At 50.5% G+C, this 20,101-nt stretch carries 20 protein-coding genes; 9 read left to right on the top strand and 11 right to left on the bottom strand.

What is annotated here, in order from left to right; all coding sequences use genetic code 11:
- Positions 1–57 precede the first annotated feature (57 nt).
- Entirely contained in the window at positions 58–768 is a 711-nt protein-coding gene (locus AC2YIT_RS02075) for a DNA alkylation repair protein (protein WP_430842925.1), read from the top strand.
- On the opposite strand, the gene AC2YIT_RS02070 is transcribed toward AC2YIT_RS02075, so the two are convergent.
- Positions 769–1,689, bottom strand: coding sequence for an aspartate carbamoyltransferase catalytic subunit (locus AC2YIT_RS02070; protein ID WP_487278088.1), 921 nt, complete (start codon positions 1,687–1,689; stop codon positions 769–771). It abuts the gene before it with no gap.
- Between the two features lie 178 nt (positions 1,690–1,867).
- Here AC2YIT_RS02070 and AC2YIT_RS02065 point away from each other — a divergent pair, with 178 nt between their 5' ends.
- Complete coding sequence (locus tag AC2YIT_RS02065; protein ID WP_487278087.1) at positions 1,868–2,314, top strand: transcription elongation factor; 447 nt, start codon at positions 1,868–1,870, stop codon at positions 2,312–2,314.
- Here the strand turns inward: AC2YIT_RS02065 and AC2YIT_RS02060 are convergent.
- Positions 2,311–3,024, bottom strand: coding sequence for a YebC/PmpR family DNA-binding transcriptional regulator (locus tag AC2YIT_RS02060; protein ID WP_430842929.1), 714 nt, complete (start codon positions 3,022–3,024; stop codon positions 2,311–2,313). The genes AC2YIT_RS02065 and AC2YIT_RS02060 overlap by 4 nt on opposite strands.
- A gap of 116 nt (positions 3,025–3,140) precedes the next feature.
- Between AC2YIT_RS02060 and AC2YIT_RS02055 the strand changes: the two genes are divergently transcribed.
- Together AC2YIT_RS02055 and metF are read left to right on the top strand one after the other, a co-directional pair.
- On the top strand, positions 3,141–3,599 hold the full coding sequence (locus AC2YIT_RS02055) for a GNAT family N-acetyltransferase (protein ID WP_487278086.1): 459 nt from the start codon (positions 3,141–3,143) through the stop codon (positions 3,597–3,599).
- Positions 3,600–3,985: 386 nt separating this feature from the next.
- On the top strand, positions 3,986–4,942 hold the full coding sequence (metF, locus tag AC2YIT_RS02050; protein ID WP_487278085.1) for a methylenetetrahydrofolate reductase [NAD(P)H]: 957 nt from the start codon (positions 3,986–3,988) through the stop codon (positions 4,940–4,942).
- Positions 4,943–4,994: 52 nt separating this feature from the next.
- Here metF and AC2YIT_RS02045 read toward each other — a convergent pair whose 3' ends face one another.
- Positions 4,995–5,315 carry a heavy metal-binding domain-containing protein gene (locus tag AC2YIT_RS02045; protein ID WP_430842935.1) on the bottom strand — a complete coding sequence of 107 codons (321 nt, stop codon included), beginning with the start codon at positions 5,313–5,315 and terminating at the stop codon, positions 4,995–4,997.
- Between the two features lie 171 nt (positions 5,316–5,486).
- Here AC2YIT_RS02045 and AC2YIT_RS02040 point away from each other — a divergent pair, with 171 nt between their 5' ends.
- The gene (locus tag AC2YIT_RS02040) at positions 5,487–6,065 is read left to right on the top strand and encodes a nitroreductase family protein (protein WP_430842937.1); all 579 of its coding nucleotides are present in this window, start codon (positions 5,487–5,489) and stop codon (positions 6,063–6,065) included.
- 2 nt (positions 6,066–6,067) lie between these two features.
- Positions 6,068–7,045 (top strand): ABC transporter ATP-binding protein, encoded by a 978-nt coding sequence (locus AC2YIT_RS02035; RefSeq protein WP_487278084.1) that lies wholly within the window; start codon positions 6,068–6,070, stop codon positions 7,043–7,045.
- Between the two features lie 6 nt (positions 7,046–7,051).
- On the opposite strand, the gene AC2YIT_RS02030 is transcribed toward AC2YIT_RS02035, so the two are convergent.
- The 7 genes from AC2YIT_RS02030 to AC2YIT_RS02000 form a co-directional block, all read right to left on the bottom strand.
- Positions 7,052–9,571, bottom strand: a complete 2,520-nt coding sequence (locus AC2YIT_RS02030; protein WP_487278083.1) for a DUF5686 and carboxypeptidase-like regulatory domain-containing protein — start codon at positions 9,569–9,571, stop codon at positions 7,052–7,054.
- Positions 9,568–10,173, bottom strand: coding sequence for a SanA/YdcF family protein (locus tag AC2YIT_RS02025; RefSeq protein WP_487278082.1), 606 nt, complete (start codon positions 10,171–10,173; stop codon positions 9,568–9,570). Before AC2YIT_RS02025 ends, AC2YIT_RS02030 begins: the two co-directional genes overlap by 4 nt.
- 155 nt (positions 10,174–10,328) lie before the next feature.
- Positions 10,329–13,109, bottom strand: a complete 2,781-nt coding sequence (locus AC2YIT_RS02020) for a DNA gyrase/topoisomerase IV subunit A (RefSeq protein ID WP_487278081.1) — start codon at positions 13,107–13,109, stop codon at positions 10,329–10,331.
- Positions 13,110–13,274: 165 nt separating this feature from the next.
- Positions 13,275–13,916 (bottom strand): NUDIX hydrolase, encoded by a 642-nt coding sequence (locus tag AC2YIT_RS02015; protein ID WP_487278080.1) that lies wholly within the window; start codon positions 13,914–13,916, stop codon positions 13,275–13,277.
- 61 nt (positions 13,917–13,977) lie between these two features.
- Complete coding sequence (locus tag AC2YIT_RS02010; RefSeq protein ID WP_430842949.1) at positions 13,978–14,253, bottom strand: DUF2442 domain-containing protein; 276 nt, start codon at positions 14,251–14,253, stop codon at positions 13,978–13,980.
- Complete coding sequence (locus AC2YIT_RS02005) at positions 14,243–14,476, bottom strand: DUF4160 domain-containing protein (protein WP_430842951.1); 234 nt, start codon at positions 14,474–14,476, stop codon at positions 14,243–14,245. Before AC2YIT_RS02005 ends, AC2YIT_RS02010 begins: the two co-directional genes overlap by 11 nt.
- Positions 14,477–14,548: 72 nt before the next feature.
- Positions 14,549–16,132, bottom strand: a complete 1,584-nt coding sequence (locus AC2YIT_RS02000; RefSeq protein ID WP_487278079.1) for an NAD(P)/FAD-dependent oxidoreductase — start codon at positions 16,130–16,132, stop codon at positions 14,549–14,551.
- Positions 16,133–16,372: 240 nt separating this feature from the next.
- Here AC2YIT_RS02000 and AC2YIT_RS01995 point away from each other — a divergent pair, with 240 nt between their 5' ends.
- From AC2YIT_RS01995 to AC2YIT_RS01985, 3 genes are all read left to right on the top strand, one after another.
- Positions 16,373–17,296: a sugar phosphate isomerase/epimerase family protein gene (locus AC2YIT_RS01995; protein ID WP_487278078.1), complete on the top strand. Its 924-nt coding sequence runs from the start codon at positions 16,373–16,375 to the stop codon at positions 17,294–17,296.
- Between the two features lie 280 nt (positions 17,297–17,576).
- A complete protein-coding gene (locus AC2YIT_RS01990; protein WP_487278077.1) occupies positions 17,577–17,789 on the top strand; it encodes a type II toxin-antitoxin system HicB family antitoxin in 213 nt (70 codons plus the stop codon).
- Positions 17,790–17,796: 7 nt separating this feature from the next.
- Positions 17,797–18,960: an acyl-CoA dehydrogenase family protein gene (locus AC2YIT_RS01985; protein ID WP_487278076.1), complete on the top strand. Its 1,164-nt coding sequence runs from the start codon at positions 17,797–17,799 to the stop codon at positions 18,958–18,960.
- Here the strand turns inward: AC2YIT_RS01985 and AC2YIT_RS01980 are convergent.
- Positions 18,953–19,951: a sterol desaturase family protein gene (locus tag AC2YIT_RS01980; RefSeq protein ID WP_430842960.1), complete on the bottom strand. Its 999-nt coding sequence runs from the start codon at positions 19,949–19,951 to the stop codon at positions 18,953–18,955. The two genes, AC2YIT_RS01985 and AC2YIT_RS01980, sit on opposite strands and share 8 nt — an antisense overlap.
- Between the last annotated feature and the right edge of the window lie 150 nt (positions 19,952–20,101).

The raw sequence follows: 20,101 nt of genomic DNA, 5'->3' as shown, positions 1-20,101 counted from the left end.
AAAGTAAATTTTTCTTTAAAAACATTATATTTTGAATGAAAAACAAATCGCCGGGAAATGGAGCAGGTGAAGGAAATCATGAACGAGCTAGCCATGCTGGCCACGGAGCAAACACTCAAAACGATGCGGAACCATGGCGCGGCAGAGCCCATCTACGGTGTGCGGATAGGAGACATGAAACCCATCCTTAAAAGGCATAAAAATAACCACGAACTGGCGCTTGAATTGTTCAAGACTGGTAATTCCGAGGCGATGTACCTAGCAGGACTGATGTCGAAACCTGCATTGATGACCCCGGAGGTGCTCGACGAATGGATCAAAGGTGCTTCATGGCATATGATCAGCGAGTACACCGTGGCCTGGAATGCCGCTGAAAGCCCCTACAAATTTGAAATGGCCCGAAAATGGATCGAATCCGACCGTGAGCTCACCGCGGATGCCGGATGGGCGACCTGGGGATATATTCTGGCATTGACACCGGACGATCAGCTCGATCAACAAGAAATTGACCAGCTGCTCGATCGCGTGGAGCGAGAAATACACACGGCACTAAACCAGGTTCGGTACGTTATGAATGGCTTCGTGATCGCTGTGGGTTCGTATTACGCGCCCTTGGCGGAGAAAGCAATGGAAGTGGGCAAAAGGATTGGGAAAGTGAAAGTCAATATGGGCAATACCGAATGCAAAGTCCCTTATTCGCCCGATTATATTCAGAAAGTGTGGGACAAAGGTCTTCTTGGACGGAAACGAAAAGAAGTAAGGTGCTGATTATTGCTGCGCCAGCAGGTAAAGTACGGCCATTCTCACAGCCACCCCGTTTTCTACCTGGTTCAGAATAATGGAATGTTGTGAATCCGCCGCATCGGAAGAAAGTTCTACGCCGCGATTAATAGGGCCGGGGTGCATGAGCACGATTTCCTTGCCCAGTTCATCGAGCATGGCTTTATTAATGCCGTAATACAACGAATACTCACGCAGCGACGGGAAGTATTTGATCTGCTGCCGTTCCAGCTGTATACGCAGCACGTTGGCCACGTCGCACCACTGCAGTGCCTCTTTTACATTATGCCCGATCTTCACGCCCAGCTCTCCCAAATGCTTAGGTATCAAGGTTGAAGGGCCGCATACCATTACTTCTGCGCCCAGCTTTTGCAGACAGAATATGTTTGACAATGCTACGCGCGAGTGCGTAATGTCGCCGATGATCGCAATTTTTTTGCCGGCCAGGTCACCCAGTTTTTCACGCATTGAAAACGCATCGAGCAATGCCTGTGTCGGGTGCTCGTGCGTTCCGTCGCCTGCGTTCACGACGTTCGCAGGGATGCGAGTCGAGAGGTAATGCGGTGCGCCCGGACTGCTGTGACGCATTACGATCATATCCACCTTCATGGCGAGGATATTATTGACCGTGTCGAGCAATGTTTCTCCTTTTTTAACAGAACTGCCGGAAGCCGAAAAATTGACCACATCGGCAGAAAGCCTTTTTTCCGCCAACTCAAAAGAAAGCCTGGTGCGGGTGGAATTTTCGAAAAAAACGTTGGCAATGGTAATGTCGCGAAGGGAGGGGACTTTCTTGATGGGCCGGTTAATGACTTCTTTGAACTGAGTCGCTGTATCTAAGATAGTTTGAATGTCGTTCTCGTTCAGGTTTTTGATTCCAAGTAAGTGCCGGACCGAAAGTTGTGTCATTGTTTGTATTCAAGAAAGTTTGGCAAAGATAATAAGGAAGCGGTCAATGCGAAAATCCGGGCGCAATTTTGTCGGATTCAAAACTGGAGCCGGAGCGATGAACAGGGGAAATAGCCCGGTACCTCATTATATTTGCAATCTTCCGGCAACTTTCGCCGGCCGCAACTACTTTTTGGAAATGGATAAAGCAAAGGTGATCGCTCATGTGAAATCACTCCTCGATGAGCGCATGCAGGTAGCGTGGGCTGCGATGGAAGCGGCGCAGGAATCGGCGAACGATCAGGGGAAAAGCTCGATGGGGGATAAATATGAAACCTCGCGCTCGATGGGCCAGCTCGATCGCAACATGCACGCGCGCCAGTACGAGCAGGCGCGACAGGAACGGCTGATCCTCGAAAAGATCGGTGAAGGTGAGGCGCCTACCGGCAGCGCTTTGGGATCGCTGTTAGAAACGACTGCCGGCTGGTTCTTTATCGCGGTGAGCCTCGGGGCTGTTAAAATAGAAAATGAGACCGTGATAGCAGTCTCATCTTCGTCGCCCGTTGGCGCTTCGCTGTTAGGCAAAGAGCCCGGGACTTTTTTTGAATTTATGAAGACGCAACACCGGATCGTGGCGCTGCATTAAGCCATATTGTGGTAAACGCGCACTACATCGTCATCCTCTTCAATTTTCTCGATCAATTTCTCGACTTCTGCAACCTGCTCGTCGCTCAATGTCTTGGTATCATTCGGAATGCGCTCGAAGTCCGCTTCGACGATTTCGTAGCCATTTTCCTCGAAATAGTGCTGTAATGCACCGAAAGCAGGGAACTCTCCATAAACGTTGATCAGATTGGTCTCTTCGTCAAGGAACACCTCTTCTCCGCCTACGTCGATCAGTTCAAATTCGAGCTCTTCGATATCCTTGCCGGTGTTCTTGATTTTGAAGATGCATTTGCGGTCGAAGATGAAGTCGAGCATGCCCATGGTGCCAAGGCTGCCTCCCAGTTTGTTGAAGTAGCTCCTTACGTTCGCAACGGTGCGGGTGGGGTTGTCGGTGGTACTTTCCACGAGGATCGCAATCCCGTGCGGGCCATAACCTTCGTACACCATTTCTTTGTAATCCTCCTGATCCTTCGAGGTGGCACGTTTAATTGCCCTTTCAACTGTTTCTTTGGGCATGTTCACCGCTTTGGCGTTTTGCAGCAGCACCCGGAGTTTAGAATTGGTGGCCGGATCGGCAGTCCCGTTTTTCACCGCAAGAACGATTTCCTTGCCAATCCGGGTGAAAGTCTTGGCCATCTTGTCCCACCGCTTGAACATCCGCGCCTTTCTGTATTCAAAAGCCCTTCCCATACTTATAATGTATTATTAGTTATTTTAATGTTGGTACCTTGGTATTGTCAATTGTGCCGCAAATTTATAAAAACGGTCAATATCAGGTAAAATAAATTCTTTCATCCCCAATTTTCATGGATTATCAACTCGACTGGCGCTTTCAAACATTCGACGAACTGACTACAACCGAGCTCTACGGCATACTACGACTACGCAGCGAGGTTTTCGTACTCGAACAACGTTGCTGTTATCTCGATGCGGACAACAAAGATCAGCGCAGCCATCACCTTTCAGGTTACCGCGACGGCGAGCTCATGGCCTTCTCGCGCATAGTTCCACCCGGTCTGTCGTACGAATATCCGGCGATCGGGCGGATCGTCGTCTCCCGGAAGGGACGCGGGGCAGGGTACGGTGTGGAGTTGCTCAATGTTTCAATTCAAAAACTGGAAGCGTTGTATGGCAACGTCCCGATCCGGATCGGCGCGCAGCTGTACCTCAAAAGGTTCTATGAATCGTTCGGTTTCAGGCAGTCAGGAGAGGTCTACCTCGAAGATGAGATCGAACATATTGAAATGACGAGGCCAAATCAGTAGAAGTTACAAAATGTGTAACCTTTTGGGGAATCGTTTCCCAAAAGTGTTGAAATAGTAAACACTGCATGTAACCGCAAAATGTGTTAAAACCGGGTTGAAACAGGATATTTGGAGAAAATTGTAGTAACTAATCTACATTTGCATAAAAAAAGTTTGATATAAATTGTTCGTAAACGCTTTCTTTCCTAATTTGGCACAGAATTTTAGTTATTAGTATTCAGTCAAGCAAATTGTTGCTTTGGGACTGACGCCCTGTCAGCAACCCAATTAACATTTTTGACGAACACTGATAGAGGAGGGTTTACGTGGAATGGCCTACTGTAATGCGGTAGGCCATTTTTTTTGCTTTCTTTGTACTCGTTTACAACACACCACATCATTTCCAGATGACCAAAGTTACCGAGTACATTCGCCGCGCGGAGGGAAAGACCCTATTTTCTATCGAAATCATTCCCCCGCTGAAAGGTCAGAATATCAATGAGCTGCTGAATTCTATTGAACCTTTAATGGAGTTCAATCCTCCATTTGTAGATGTGACGTATCATCGAGAAGAGCTGATCGACAGGGTGGGTCCGGACGGCAGCATCGAGCGAATCCCGATCCGCAAACGCCCTGGCACCGTCGGCATTTGTGCCCGCCTGATGGAACGCTTCAAGGTAGATGCAGTGCCCCATGTGATTTGCGGAGGCTTCACGAAAGACGAGACCGAAGATGTGCTCATCGACCTGCATTACCTGGGCATCGATAACGTACTGGTGCTCCGTGGCGACCCCGAGAAGTCGGCGGGTGTTTTCCGGCCGAAGCCTGGTGGGCATACCTACGCTTCGGAGCTCGTTACACAGGTAGATAATATGAACAAGGGAATCCTGCTCCACGCGGAGACTGAAATGTCGCCTACCGACTTCTGCATTGGCGTAGCCGGCTACCCCGAAAAGCATTTCGATGCGGCATCGTTCGATTCGGATTTCGCGGCCTTGAAAAAGAAGATCGAGCTGGGCGCTAATTATATCGTAACGCAAATGTTCTTCGATAACCAGAAGTATTTCAGTTTTGTAGAACGCTGCCGGGCCGAAGGAATTACTGTTCCCATCATTCCTGGTTTGAAACCACTATCGACCCGGAAACAACTGACCGTCCTGGCGGACATTTTCCACCTGGAATTCCCGCAGGATCTGGTAAAAGAAGTGGAAAAATGCGCCAACGACAAGGAAGTGCGCCAGGTAGGTATCGAATGGGGCATTCAGCAATGCAAGGAGCTGCTGGCTTACGGCGTGCCTGTGTTGCATTTTTATACGATGGGCAAATCCGACAACGTGTCACAGATCGCTCGCGGCGTATTCTAAGAACCGCTTGCCGCTTGCTATGGGCGCGGTGCATAGCAAGCGGCCTCAGCCATTACTCATAGCACACCGCAGTGCCGTTGGCGCTCACCATGAGCATCGAGCTGCTGTTTCCAATCGTTTCGAGGTCAATATCTACGCCGATCACCGCATTGGCACCCAGTCGCTGGGCCTGCTCCATCATTTCACGGATGGCAATGCTTTTGGCCTCGCGCAACCCTTGCTCGTACGAGCCCGAGCGCCCGCCTACAACGTCGCGTACGCCTGCAAGAAAGTCTTTGAAGAAGTTGGCCCCGATAATGGCTTCACCATTCACCAGTCCGATATACTTAGTGATTCTTTTACCTTCGATATTCGGGGTAGTAGTAACAAGCATGCGATTTCAGGTTTGATTGGTGTTGATTTTGGCCGGCCAAATTACGGGTTTTGCCAAAGAGGAGGCTGAAAATAATGGTTTAACGGCAAAGTAGCACGAGTTCTGGGTAAATTTTGGGTATAATCGTTAGTTTTGCTGCTTGACCAAATCCGAGTAGTAAAACAATCAGTAATGGAACAGACAGTAGAAACCATTAACCATATCATCCGCACACGCCGGGCTATTTTCCCACCGAACTACATCCAGAAAGAGATTCCGCAGGAGATCATTGAGAATATTCTTGAAAACGCCAACTATGCGCCTACCCACAAGCGTACCGAGCCGTGGCGTTTCATCGTGTTCAGAGGACAGGAAAAATTGCAGCATCTGGCCAGCTTTTTCATGGAGCGTTACCGCAACAATACGCCCGCGGAATCTTTCTCGCAGGCGCGTTACGAGGCTGCTGGCGAAAAGATCCTGAAATCGGCCTGCGTGATCGCGATCAATGCGCAGCTCCACCCGAACGACCTGCCCGAATGGGAAGAAACCGCAGCGGTGGCTTGCGCAGTACAAAATATGTGGCTTACAGCCACGGCTTATGGTATCGGCTCGTATTGGAGCAGCCCCGCGGTATTGAAAGAGTTGGGCGAGTACCTTGGCCTGCCCGAAGGACAGAAATGCCTCGGCCTCTATTACCTCGGCTACCACAACGCACCCGAAACGCCGGTACGCCGTAATAGCACCATCGAAGAAAAAATTACCTGGGCCTGAGCATGAAACAGTCCCGACCGACTCTGCGTGCGCAGCAGATCACCAAGACATTTGGCACCGACACGGTCCTTACCGGCGTTGATATTGACCTTGCGCCGGGCGAATGGCTGGGTATCCTGGGCGAAAGCGGGTCGGGGAAAAGCACCTTGCTGCGCATTCTGGGGCGCTTCCTGGATGCGGAGCAAGGTGATGTTTTTTTCAAAGGACAATTACTGAAACCCGTGGCGAGCGAGCTCATGCCCGGCCACGAGGCGATACGGCTCATTCACCAGGAGTTCGAGTTGTTTCCTAACCAGACGGTCGAGGAGAATATCGCTTATTCGTTGCGCTTTTACGAGCCCGATTACCGGCTCGAAAAAGTGGCCGAGCTTTTGGAAACGACCGCATTGAAAAATGTCAAAGACCGCAAGGCCAAATTGCTTTCCGGTGGCGAAAAACAACGTACGGCTATTGCCAAAGCGATTGCGGAACTCCCGGACGTACTTTTGCTCGACGAACCGTTCGCGCATTTGGATAACCATAACCGTCGCGTGCTCGCAGACGCGATCGAACGCCTGCGCAAGCAACAGAAAATGAGCTGCATATTCGTCACGCACGAAGCCGCTGACGCATTGGCGTGGTCGGACAGGATTGCGGTGCTGCGCGACGGACGGATTATCCAGATTGGCACCCCGCAGGAGGTGTACAACAACCCCGCAAACAGCTATGTAGCCGAGCTGACGGGTGATATTAACTGGATGGCCGGGGACAAGCACAAAAAGCAGTTCTACATCCGGCCTGAAAAGATCAAGCCGACGCGTAACCCGGAGAAAAGCCGTTGGATAGGCAAGGTAGAAGCCATGCGTTTTCATGGCAACCATTGGGAAATCCGTTGTGTGAAGGGAAAGGAGCAGCTATCCTTTTACCGGAACAAACCGGATCTTGAAATCGGACAGGAAGTGCATTTGACCTACGCTTCCAAAGACCTCAAAAGCATTTAGTAATCCCTACAATTTAAACCAGAAGGAAATCTTCACCGCAAAAGGTGTCACGTTCGGGCTGTCCAAATAGGTGAGCCGGTGAATAAAATCGACGCGGCCCGTGCGGAAAATGTTATCGATTCCGTAGCCGAGTTCGATGTAAGGCTTTGCATTCAGCTGGCTGAATGCAAGAACCTGTTTGCCCGATTCATTAGTAGTAGTGGTAAGCTTCTCGTTGGCTTCGCTGATATTGCCATAGAACAATCTTCCCGTAGCCAGCATCCGCAGTTTCAGCCGCCGGATCGCGGGAATGCGGTTTAGTATAAATCCTTCAAAATTGTGCTCCATACGCAATGCGAAATAACGGTCGCTGATAAACTCGAAATAACGCATCAGGTTAAATGCATTCTCTACATAAAAGAATGATTCGTTGCCTAGCGGCGTGTAGAGTAGCGGGTAGGGCAGGGTGGAAGGAATATAGCCGAGCGTAACATGATAATAGGTGCGCCCGATCACGCCCGCGCGAAAACTCTGCCGGATGTTGAAAGAAAACTTGTTGTAGTTGAAATCCCCGCCCAGCAAGTGCTTGAAACCATGCGTATAGCGCAGCGTGAATGCCGGTGAGTTGCCATTACCCATGCTGATACGTTCGTTGTCGTTCAACAGGAATGTCTCTTTTTGTGCCAGCCGCGCCTCGAAATTGACTTCCGTAATGTCGAATGCACGCTTTACAGGAGAATTCTCACCCGCGGCCGGCTTGGTGCGGTAAGTGAAGTCAAACAACGGATCGAAGGTACGGTGCCGGACCTGCACGCTGCCGGTAAGGCCTTTCACGACCTCCCTTTTGAAATAGGCCGAAACGTCCTGTTGCCAATAAGGTCGCCGGAATGCCCCGAACCGCGACAATGCGCCGAAAATAGTGCTGGGGCCGATGGCCTCGGGGGAAAGCCCCAGCCTTTCAAGGTCTTTGGAATAGGAGATCCCAGCCATTGTCCAGGGTTTCCGGCTGATGATATAGTCGAGCCCGCCGCCGTACTTGAACTCCTGGTCTCGGGTGCCATATGCGCCATAACCGCTGAAAATCCATTTTTTGCTGAAACCCGGATCAGTCCGGAAGCCGAGGCGGAACCGGTGCCCTTCTACTTTATTGTTGGCATACAAAAACAGGTAAGGCCCCAGGTCGATGTTCCATTTATCGATCCTTTTGTAGCCGTTTACAAAGATATTGAGCAACTCGGTATAGGTTTTCACTACCGGTAGGGCTTTCAGCGAGTCGATTAGTTCGAAAGTCAGTTTTTCTGTAGGGCTGAGATCTTCGGGGCGGCTTTGGGCCCAGAAAGTGGAGTCATGGTCGCGGTAGTCTTCTGCCAGCTCAATGGCGGTGTCGTAAAAGCGGGGTTCGCGCGGTGCATTGAGTTGGTATTTGGACTGGGCTGAATAGAATTTCAGAAGCATTCCCGCAGCCTGAGGGGTAGGTTCATCGACGTCGATCAATACACGCGTTTTACGCGGAAGCCAGGTCTTTTCATCGTCCGACAACTCATACGATTGCTGGATTTTAATGCGGTCAATGTAGTTAAGGTTGGCCTGCTTGCCTACGCTCACGTCAATTTGTGTCAATGCAAATGTCTGTCCGTCGACCCACATTGTTCCCGCAAATGCGAGATCCTGCTTCTGCCTTGGCTCGAAATCGATGTGGTAATCGTAACTGGTACCATTGTACACACTGTCGGCCAGATAGTACTCGTAGTAGAGTTTCCAGCTATCGGAAATGGGCGATACGAAGTCCTTTTGGAGGATATTCAGCCAGTTGTTGTAAAAATTATATTGCTGGAATGTAGAGCCGATCAACTGCGAAACCACGCTGCCGTCGGTAAGGCCTACGCCGGACATTTTTGTTTTGTTGATGACCTCCTTCTTTTTCTGGGGATCACGCCGGTAGAAAACATCTGAAACCGACTCGGAAATGAATATCGGGATGATCGTTTCGCCATTTTCGCCTTTTACTTTATCGAACTTTTCGAGCACGTGGGTCATTTTCCTGACCACTTTCCGATCCCTGAACCCGTTCGAAAGATTGTCAATGTCGATCTGGATTTTGTTATACGCCTCATATTCATAAGCTGAGAGCTCGTCGGCATTGTTAGCTTTCTTGTGGGCCACAATCTTGCGTATTATCGCATAGGCAGGGTTTTCACCCGCTAGTATTTTCACCTCACGGAGCTGGGTAGTGCCGGGCGAAAGCTGGACGTCGATGACCTGTTCGCTCCGATTGGGGACTATGACCTTACTCCGGCTCGTGTATCCGACGTACGTTACAGTGACCGAGTCGGCCGGCGGGTTGAATCTGAGCTCATAAATACCATCGAAATTGGTAGTGGTGCCGCCGAGCTGCCCACGGATGCCGATGTTGGCAAAAGGAATGGGATCGCCCGTGGTGGCGTCGGTAATGCGGCCTTTGATGATATAACTGGTTTGCGAAAAGCCTTTTGTACCAATAAGGCTAACAAGCAGAAGCAGGGCGGTAATGTTCCGTCGCAGCTTCATTCGTCATGCTCATTTTTACCAATTTGAATATTGGAAGTCACGTCCGCTGCCGGGCGCAGGATATGGACGTCGAGCACGGCCTTCGGGCGGGCAAGATACTCGCGCACGAGGGTCCGGAACGAATAGCCATTGGGGACGTCCTGTGCGGCGAATGAGATGGCATTAAGTCCCTCGTTATGAGCGATATATAATGCCCTGGCGTTGTGAAAGTTCTGCGAAATGATCGTGAAATTGTCCTGATTGAAAACCTTCTTGCAACGAACGACCGAATCGAATGTGCGGAAGCCTGCGTAATCAAGCGTCATCACATTCTCGGGGACGCCGAGGTTTAGCAGCGCCCGCTGCATATCCAGCGGTTCATTGTAATACTGCGAATCGTTGTTGCCGCTGAGGATGATGTATTTGATCTTTCCCTCTTTGAAGAGCCGTGCAGTGGCCTCCATCCGGTATTTGAAAAACAGGTTTTCGGTACCTTTTTCCGACTTCTTACTGGTACCAAGCACCAGTGCCACGTCGTTAGGCGGCAGGCTTTCGATCGAAAAATAGGAATACTGGCGTGTACAGTAAACCACCCAGAAATTACAAAGCAAGATGAAAACCATGCAGGCAAATAATAAGGCTAATATGATTTTGATCAATTTTTTCACCTGTGCACACGTTGCCTGTTGAATTTTCAGTTCCTGGAAATTCTGCCGGATCGCGTATATCGGCGTTTAAAGCTGATATACGCGATCGACGGGCGTTTTTGTTGCCGGGCCTATTCAAATAACCCTAGCTGACTCCTGGGATCCGAGCCTTTTTTGCTTTCTTTTTTCGGTTTTGACTCGTTTTTTGGCTGGTCGCTGCTATCCGCTTCCCCAGCACTGCCGTCATCTTCCCCGCTATCTCCGTCATCTTCCCGATTAACAGAATTTTCGATTAAAGCATTCTCCCGGTCGTCGTCGGCCTCCGATCCGGCAGTAGTTCCGTCGACTTCTTCACCTGCTTCGTCGGTCACGGGTTCGTCGGTAACTTCCCCGACAGGTTCTTCCACAGGCACCGGGAGCGGTTCGAGCCAGCGGATGTCCTTGAACTTGTCGTTCGGGATGCGGTTGCCCTGTGCGCGCCACCCGCGGATATCGACCATATCTTCGACGAGGTATTCCTCGGTAGTCTGTTCTTTCTGTGCCGTTTTAGGATAAACGATTTCCAGCCTCGGGCGGATATCCGTGCTGGCAAGGATCAGCTTGCTGTTTTTAGCGTCACTGATGAAAAGGAATTTCTTGTCGAGCGAAGACGTCTCGATGTTGAACCTTTTGATAAAATGCTGCTTCTGGCCGCCATCAAAATAAATGGCGGTAATAGGGAGCTTGGTATCGAATTTTTTGACCAGCAATACTTCGTGAGGCTCGTAATGATTGGTCAGGTCGAAGTTGGTGAGCTCGTAGCTACCGTCTTTGTAAATGACCACGATATTGTCGCTCGGGCCGAAGTTACCCAGGTACTCGCCGCGCTCGTCGCGGTTGAGGCGGCCGATAATCGGGTCGAACCACATATCCACACCACCGAGCGTAGAGCGTCCGGCGGATTTCAACGTAATTTTCCGGACCGGATATTTCGTGAGGATATTCCCCATTGCGCTCCGGTTTTTGATCAGGAGTTCGGCAAAGTTGTAGTCAAACTGCTTGACTTTGGCCTTGCTCTGGGCTTGAAGGTTCACCGTAATGATCTCGGCCTCGCCATTGTCGTTCGCCGTGAAATAAGTAATCTTCGATTTGGGGGTGCCTTGCGTAAGGTCGTACTCGCGGTCGCGCGTGACCGCCGTCACCTGGAAGCGCTTCGCGTAGGAAACGCCGGTTTTGCCATCGACATATACCAGGTTGTAGACCTTCCGCTCATCGTTTTTAACGAAAACGGCGCAGTGGATAATGTCTTTGCCAACAAACACCTTATCCTGCACCTTAGTCACCACGCAGCGGCCGTCGGCACGAAATACGATAATGTCGTCGATATCCGAGCAGTCCATCACGTATTCATCTTTTTTCAAACCATAACCAATGAAACCCTCCGCCCGGTTAACATAGAGCTTCTGGTTATTGGCAGCCACGATATTTGCGGCGATCTGGTTGAATGCGCGGATTTCGGTCCTTCTTCCTCTTCCTTTGCCATATTTTTTCAACAGTTCCCTGAAATACTCGATAGCGAAACGTGTGATGTGCGCCAGGTTATCCTCGGTTTCCGCGAGGTCTTCTTCCCATTTGCGCATCAGCTCGTCGGCTTTGAAACTGTCGTATTTCGAGATGCGTTTAATACGGATTTCGGTCAGTTCGACAATGTCGTCGTCGGTGATTTCGCGGTAAAATTGCGGTTTGTAGGGTTCCAGGCCTTTGTCGATCGTGCGGATCACGGCCTCGAAAGTCTCGCATTCCTCGATGTCGCGGTAAATGCGGTTTTCGATGAATATCTTTTCGAGCGAGCCGTACAGGATCTTTTCCAGCAAAGCCAGCCGCTTGATTTCCAGCTCCCGTTGTAAGAGGTGGACGGTTTGCTGGGTATTGTATTTTAAAATGTCGGTTACGCCGACAAAATGCGGTTTTTCAGCAATGATGATACACGCGTTCGGTGAAATGGACACCTCGCATTCCGTGAACGCGTACAAAGCGTCCATGGTAATGTCGGGCGAAACACCGGGTGCCAGATGCACCTGAATTTCCACATCCGCGGCGGTATTATCTACGACCTTTTTGATCTTGATCTTACCCGCATCGTTGGCCTTAATGATTGATTCGATGAGGGAGGTAGTGGTGGTGCCAAAGGGAATATCGCGGATAACGAGCATCTTTTTATCCTCTTCCTCGATTTTGGCACGTACCCGTACTTTGCCGCCCCGCTGGCCGTCGTTGTAGTTGGAGACGTCCACCAGGCCGCCCGTGAGAAAATCCGGGTAAATCGTGACTTCCTTACCTTGCAGGATGCCGATCGACGCCTCGATGAGCTCGCAGAAGTTGTGCGGAAGTATTTTGGTCGACAAACCTACTGCAATCCCCTCCACACCCAGCGTGAGCAGCAACGGGAATTTGACAGGCAATGTGATCGGTTCGCGCTTGCGGCCATCGTAGGAGAGCTGCCATTCGGTGGTGTCGTCGTTGAAAACGACATCTTTCCCAAACCGAGAAAGCCGCACCTCGATGTAACGTGCCGCTGCAGCGCCGTCGCCTGTACGGATATCGCCCCAGTTACCCTGTGTATCGAATAGCAGCTCTTTTTGGCCGATGTTGACGATCGCGTCATAGATGGACGCGTCGCCATGCGGGTGGTACTGCATGGAAGAGCCGACCACGTTGGCCACCTTGTTGAAGCGGCCGTCGTCCATTTCGTTGAGCGCATGCATAATGCGCCGCTGAACGGGTTTCAGACCGTCTTCAATCGCCGGAACGGCACGTTCCAGAATTACATAAGAGGCATAATCAAGAAACCAGTTTTCATATAAGCCCGAAATGGGCAGTTTATCATGCAATCCGCTATCTTCTGCGTCGGGCGCAGCTCCGTTTTCGTCCATAAATGCAGGAGGAACCAGGTTTTAAGTATTCAGAAATAGTTGATCAGCCATCCGCTTCCCGGTCTTCATAGGGGACTGGCTCATTCAAAAAGAAAGAAACAGGGTGAAGTTTACCGGAAGATCAGGTTGAATTAACTGCTAATATAGCAAAATAAGCGATAAAACTCAGTTGTCTGGTGCATTCAGCACGGCCAGCAGTTCGCTGATCATCATAGCCGTGGCCCCCCATATTTTATAGCCCTGGACCATGTAATGTGGCGCATGTACCTGTTCTCCACGCACTTGTATATCACTTGATCCGATAATATTAATATCGGAAATCTCTATCAGTTTGATCTCGAAAATATCTTCCACCTCCCGCGGGTCGGGGTAGAAGTCGGGGCGAAAGGGCATGGCAGCTACGACAGGCAGCACGTGGAAATTGCTCGCGGGGATGAAAAGCTCCGTTAATGCCCCCAGGATTTTGACATCCGTCAGCCGCAGCCCGATTTCTTCCTGCGCCTCGCGTAAAGCGGTGCGGATCAGGTTCTCATCGCTCAGTTCGTATCGCCCGCCCGGAAATGCAACCTGCCCGCTATGGACGCCGTCGTAAGCGGGGCGCAGGATCAACGGGAAATAGATTTCGTCCTGGTAAGGATAAAAAAGGATCAGCACGGCACTCCGGCGCGTGCGGTGATTGGGTTTGAAAGTCAGGCGGAGCCGGGAAGAAGCCTGCATTACCCGGTGGGCCGTCTCGCCGGGGAGCGGGGATTTCAGTTTATGTGCAAGTTGTTCGGTAAAAGCGGAAAATGATTCCAATGCGGCCATGTTGGCTGAGTTGTTGAAGCGTTAGGTGGCAGAAGATTACGCCTAAGTTAATGGAGGAAACCTAAATCTTCGCGTAGTTGAGCTCTCTTTTGAAGTCAAAAAAGCTCTCGAGACTCAAATCTTCGTCCAATTCTTCCCAGTGAATGCTGTCGCCTAAAGGGCCGAGTTCAAATAGAAGCCGCTGTTCCGCAGTGGCGTTTTCCAGCCGTTTAAACCAAGACAGCGGATTACCGATAGTGTGGCCACTGTCGAGCACCAGGTATATATTGGTTTCGTCAAACCAAACTTTGTTGATCTTCATTGCTTCTGCTTTTTGTGTATTAAAATCATTCACCATGAAATTCGTGCCATTTTTTAATGATCAGCTCCGAATGCTGTTCAACCAACGCCTCGGCGAGCATCAGGTCTTTCGGTTTGATTCCATGACTTTCCACCAATCTTACCGGATTTACTTCAAACTTGGCCGTGCCATCGGCATTTCTGACGTGGATGTGAATGGGTAAATGTTCAAGACTGTAAAAGAAAAATTTCATCCCGAACATCCGGAAAATTTCAGGCATAACTAGTGTGTGATAAATGTTTACAATCGATATACACAAATATAACAATTACTTATACCGATTGTAAATGCGCTAAGCCAGCGCTCCGGCATACAACTTCGCCAGTTGCTCTGCACATCTTTCTCCATCCATGGCAGCGGACATAATGCCCCCTGCATAACCAGCCCCTTCGCCGCAAGGGAACAAACCCTTTATTTCAGGATGCTCGCAGGTCTCGCGCTCGCGAGGGATGCGTACGGGCGAGGAGGTGCGGCTCTCGACGCCGATCAACTGGGCGTCGTTGGAGAGGTAACCCCGCATTTTGCGGCCAAAATCCGACAATGCATCGCGTAATGGGAATGCGATGTGGCCCGGAAGCACATCGTACAGGTCAACCGATTGTAAACCAGGCTGGTAAGACGTATCCCGCAAATGGGCAGAGGTGCGGCCTTTAATAAAATCCACCGCGAGTTGCGCGGGTGCCGTTTGGGTAGCTCCTGCGAGTCGGCAGGCGGCCTGTTCCAGTTCCCGTTGCAATTGGAGACCAGCCATCGGACCGAATTCTTTGTAGGGGGCCAGATCAGCCTCTTCGATGGTTACCACCATGCCCGAATTGGCATAGGGCGAATCGCGCCGTGAAGGCGACATGCCGTTGACGACCACTTCGCCGGAGGCCGTCGCTGCCGGCACGATAAAGCCTCCCGGGCACATGCAAAAAGAGAAAACGCCCCGTTGCACGCCTTTATAGCGGGTTTGGGTGACCAGGCTGTAAGAAGCGGCGGGCAGGTAAGGGCCGCGATCGATTTCACAGTGGTATTGTATCTTGTCAATCGTATTCTGCGGATGTTCAATCCGAACGCCCATCGCGAAGGACTTGCTTTCGATCAGGATGTTTTTGGTATGAAGCAATTCATAAATATCTCTGGCAGAATGGCCTGTTGCGAGTATCACGCCGATTCCGGTGTGCTCGTCTTTGTCATTGGTGACCACGCCGGTCATGCGGCCGTCGCGAACTATGAGGTCTGTGACCTTGGTATCAAAATGGATCTCACCGCCGGCTTTGAGAATGCTCTCGCGCATTTCCGCAACTACTACCGGCAGTTTGTTGGTGCCAATATGGGGATGGCTATCGATCAGAATTTGTTCGCTGGCGCTGTGTGCGACGAATATTTCAAGTACCCTGCGAATATCGCCCCGCTTGTTGGAACGTGTGTACAATTTGCCGTCCGAATAGGTCCCGGCACCGCCTTCTCCGAAGCAATAATTGGATTCGGGGTTGACGTGGTGGTCCTTATTAATAGCCGCCAGATCACGCCGTCTGGTGCGTACATCCTTACCTCTTTCAAACAAAACCGGCTTAACCCCCAGTTCGATCAACCGCAATGCGGCAAACATGCCCGCCGGTCCGCAACCGACGATCAACGCCTGCGGGCGCTTGCTCACATCCGGGTATACAATGCGCGTACCTGCCAATGCGGGCGGCGTTTCGCCCACGTAAACTTCGGCCTGCACATTGATTTTCACCTGCCGGCTGCGGGCATCGATCGATTGGCGTGTCTTGCGGATAAATGGGTTGTCGCTTTCGCGGAGGCGAAGTTTTTGAATTACAAAGCGACGAAAATTGTCTTCGTCCAGTGCGACCTCGGGCGCCAGCGTTAATTGGAGCGTATGCTGCATATTATTTTGGAAAGGGATTTATCCTTTAATGCCACAAAGGTACGGATACTTTCACAGCACGCAACCCCGCACAATTCCTGACAATCCTTGACAACTCCTGACTACACATGACCATCCCCGACCATTCGTGACAATACATGACCACAACCGACTACGCCTGGCCGCACACCCGGGTAGCAAACCGTGCGGCATTACTTTAATGCATGACGATCATCAAACACCATCCAAACCGATCAAATCATGTCGCAAAACCGCCGCCAATTCCTGAACACCCTGGCTGTTTCGGCCGGAGTAGCAGTACTTTCGGAAGTTGCCCGGGCCGAACAAAGCGCCGCGCCATTTCCATTATCCTGCAATCAATATTCCTGGATAACCTTCTACGCCCGCGACGGGAAAGATTGGGGCAAGGATCCGGACGCCTCGCTGGCCGAGTTTGCTTCCACGGGTTTGAAGGCCTACGAGCCAGCGTTCAACAATGCCGGCGAGGTGTCGAAGCTACTTCCTGTACTCAAAAAACACCGGCTGGCAATGCCCTCCGTTTACGTCAATACTGCATTACACGAGGTGGAGGAAGGGCTCAAATCCATTAAATCCGTGCTTTCCATTGCCGACGCACTCAAACCGGTGGATACTAAAATCATTGTGACAAATCCCAGCCCTATTCAATGGGGAAGCGACAAGAACAAATCCGACGAACAACTAACCCGGCAGGCTCAAAACCTCGATAAACTCGGTGCCGAGCTCAAAAAACGGAATATGACCCTTGCATACCATACGCATGACGTGGAGCTTCGTGCCGCCGCGCGGGAGTTTCATCACATGCTGCTCGCTACCGACCCGAAAAACGTATCGCTCTGCCTGGACGTGCATTGGGTTTACCGCGGGTCGGGCAACTCGCAAGTCGCGTTGTTTGACATCGTGAAATTGTATGGCAAACGCATTGCCGAGCTGCATTTGCGGCAATCGAAAGGAGGCATTTGGCAGGAAACATTCACCGAAGGGGATATTGATTACCCCAGACTGGCTCATGCGCTGGATAACCTGGGTGTAAAGCCGCATTTGGTTTTGGAACAATGCCTCGAAAAAACCTCTCCGAAGACCATGGATGGGGTTCAAGCACATAAGGAGGATTTGGTTTATGTGAAGGAGGTGTTTGGGGTTTAAGAAAATACGGAAATCCAACAGTCAACACATTGGCACAAATTTGAAAAATTGATGATGAAATTGTTGTCAGGTTCTTCAGATAACAATTTTAGTTTTGAAGAATTACGTATGATTTTATTGAATCTCGGGTTCATCGAGAAAATAGGCGGGGGCAGTCACAGAATTTTTTATAAGGAGAATATTTCCGAAATTGTAAATATCCAGCCGCTCGGTAGCAAGGCAAGACCCTATCAGATTAAGCAGGTGAGGGTGATTGTACTTAAATACAAATTATTCAGCTATGAATAGCAAATATGAATTGATCATGTATTGGAGCGAGGAAGATCAATCCCTTATTGTTGAAGTCCCCGAACTCCCGGGATGTATGGCAGATGGCGCGACGCAAAGCGAGGCATTAGCGAACGCCCAAAAAGTGATCGACGAATGGATTTCGACGGCAAAAGAACTGGGTCGGGAGATCCCCAAAGCTAAGGGCAAACTGATGTACGCCTGATTCCACAATGACTCAAACAGACTTCTTCAACATCTCCGACCTTCTGACCGAAGAGCAACGCCTCATTCAGCAGGCGGTGCGCGATTTTTCAGACAGGGAAATCAAACCCATTATCGAAGATTGTGCGCAAAAGGCCGAGTTTCCATTGCATTTGATACCCAAGTTCGGGGAGCTGGGCGTTTTCGGACCGACGATTCCGGCGGAATATGGCGGGGGCGGGCTGGATTATACCAGTTACGGGCTAATGTGCCAGGAGATCGAAAGAGGCGATTCGGGTATGCGGTCGACGGTTTCGGTGCAGAGCTCGCTCGTGATGTGGCCGATCTTTGCATTCGGTTCGGAAGAGCAAAAACGTAAATACCTGCCCAAGCTCGCGACCGGCGAATGGCTGGGATGTTTCGGTCTCACCGAGCCCGACTACGGTTCCAACCCTGGTGGAATGAAGACGCATTTGACGAAAGCCGAGGGTGGTTATGTGCTTAACGGCTCCAAAATGTGGATTTCCAACGCACCCTTTGCGCACGTAGGCGTGGTATGGGCCCGGAATGAAGCGGGGCGGGTGCAGGGCGTGATTGTGGAACGAGGAATGGAGGGTTTTTCAACACCTGAAATCCATCACAAATGGTCGTTGCGTGCGAGTGCGACGGGCGAACTGGTCTTCGACAATGTATTTATTCCTGACACCCATATCCTTCCGCGTGCAGAGGGGCTGAAAGCTCCATTGCAATGCCTCGATAAAGCGAGGTATGGCATTGCCTGGGGAGCGGTAGGTGCGGCGATCGATTGCTACGAAACAGCTGTCAAGTATTCTGCGGAGCGTATACAGTTTGATAAACCGATCGGCGCTTTCCAGCTAACGCAAAAGAAACTGGCCGAAATGCTGACTGAGATAACGAAGGCACAACTACTCGCGTGGCGCCTGGGCAAATTAATGGACGCAGGCGAAGCTACCACCGTTCAGATCTCCATGGCGAAAAGAAATAATGTAGAAATGGCATTGCATACCGCCCGTGAAGCCCGCCAGATCCTCGGCGCAATGGGCATTACCGGCGAATACCCCATTATGCGCCACATGATGAACCTGGAATCGGTGATTACGTACGAGGGGACGCATGATATCCATTTGCTGATCCTTGGTGCGGAGATTACGGGGATGCAGGCGTTTAAATAATAGTACTTCGGCTGTCGGCTGTCGGCTGTCGGCTGTCAAATTTGCTTGTTACTTCGTCCGATGGCTGATAGCCGATGGCCGAAGTTGCATTCGCCAGTTTTCGCTGTAAGTCCTTACTCGTCTCGCGCGAGCCGTCGGGAGACCATCCCGGTGCTTTGAAGAGATATTTCAACTTCGTTTTAAAGTCGATCGGCTGTGCGAAATCTTCTCCGATCGCCTTCCATTCGTGGAATACGGTTTGGGCTAATCCCTGTTGTTCGAGGGATTTGGTGAGTCCGTAGCGCGGGGGCTCACTGGGCAGTTCTTCCTGAAAGGTGCCAAAAAGGCGGTCCCAGATGATCAGGCACATACCCATGTTTTTATCCAGGTACTGGATGTTGCTTGCATGGTGGACGCGGTGGTGCGAAGGGGTTACGAAAATGTATTCCAGCCAGCCGAGCTTACCTACGTATTCGGTGTGGACGATAATGCCGTAAATCTGCGTAATGGAATACATCACGATGATATCAGCCGGGTTGAATCCTACCAATGCAAGCGGAATGAAGTAAATGAACCGGTAGAGCGGCTGGAATACCGATGACCGGAAGCCGGTAGTCAGGTTGAAATGCTCCGAGGAATGGTGCGTCACATGCACGGCCCAGAACAGCCGGCAGTGATGATCGACATAATGCAGCGTATAGAACGCCAGGTCCTCGGCGAGGAACAATGCAAGCCAGTACCAGTAAGGATTAGCGATCGGTTCAAAGAAGGAGAAATTGTAAAACCAGATCAGTACGCTTACGTAAGCCGCGCGGAACAGCAAATCGATGCCGCCATTGAGCAGCATCAGCACCGCGTTCATCAATGTATCTTTCACAGAATAGGCCGGACGTCTGGCCAGTTCCTCGTGTGGTGTATTGTATGTTAAAAAGATCTCAAGACCGATCAGACAGATATAAAAAGGAGTCGATAGTTTTAGAATGAGATCCTCAAAATCATAAGTGCCGGGCATAGCAATTTCTTCAAATAATAAACAAAGATAGTTGAGAAGAGAACTGTAAGTTTTGGCCTGCCTATTTCTAAGATTTTTTTAATAGCAACCGACAGGGTACTTATCAGACATTTATTTGACAGGAAACCCCCATTCAAGGTTCAAATTTCC

The organism is Dyadobacter sp. SRI_021, from assembly GCF_057586235.1.
This window is presented reverse-complemented; position numbering and strand designations above follow the sequence as displayed.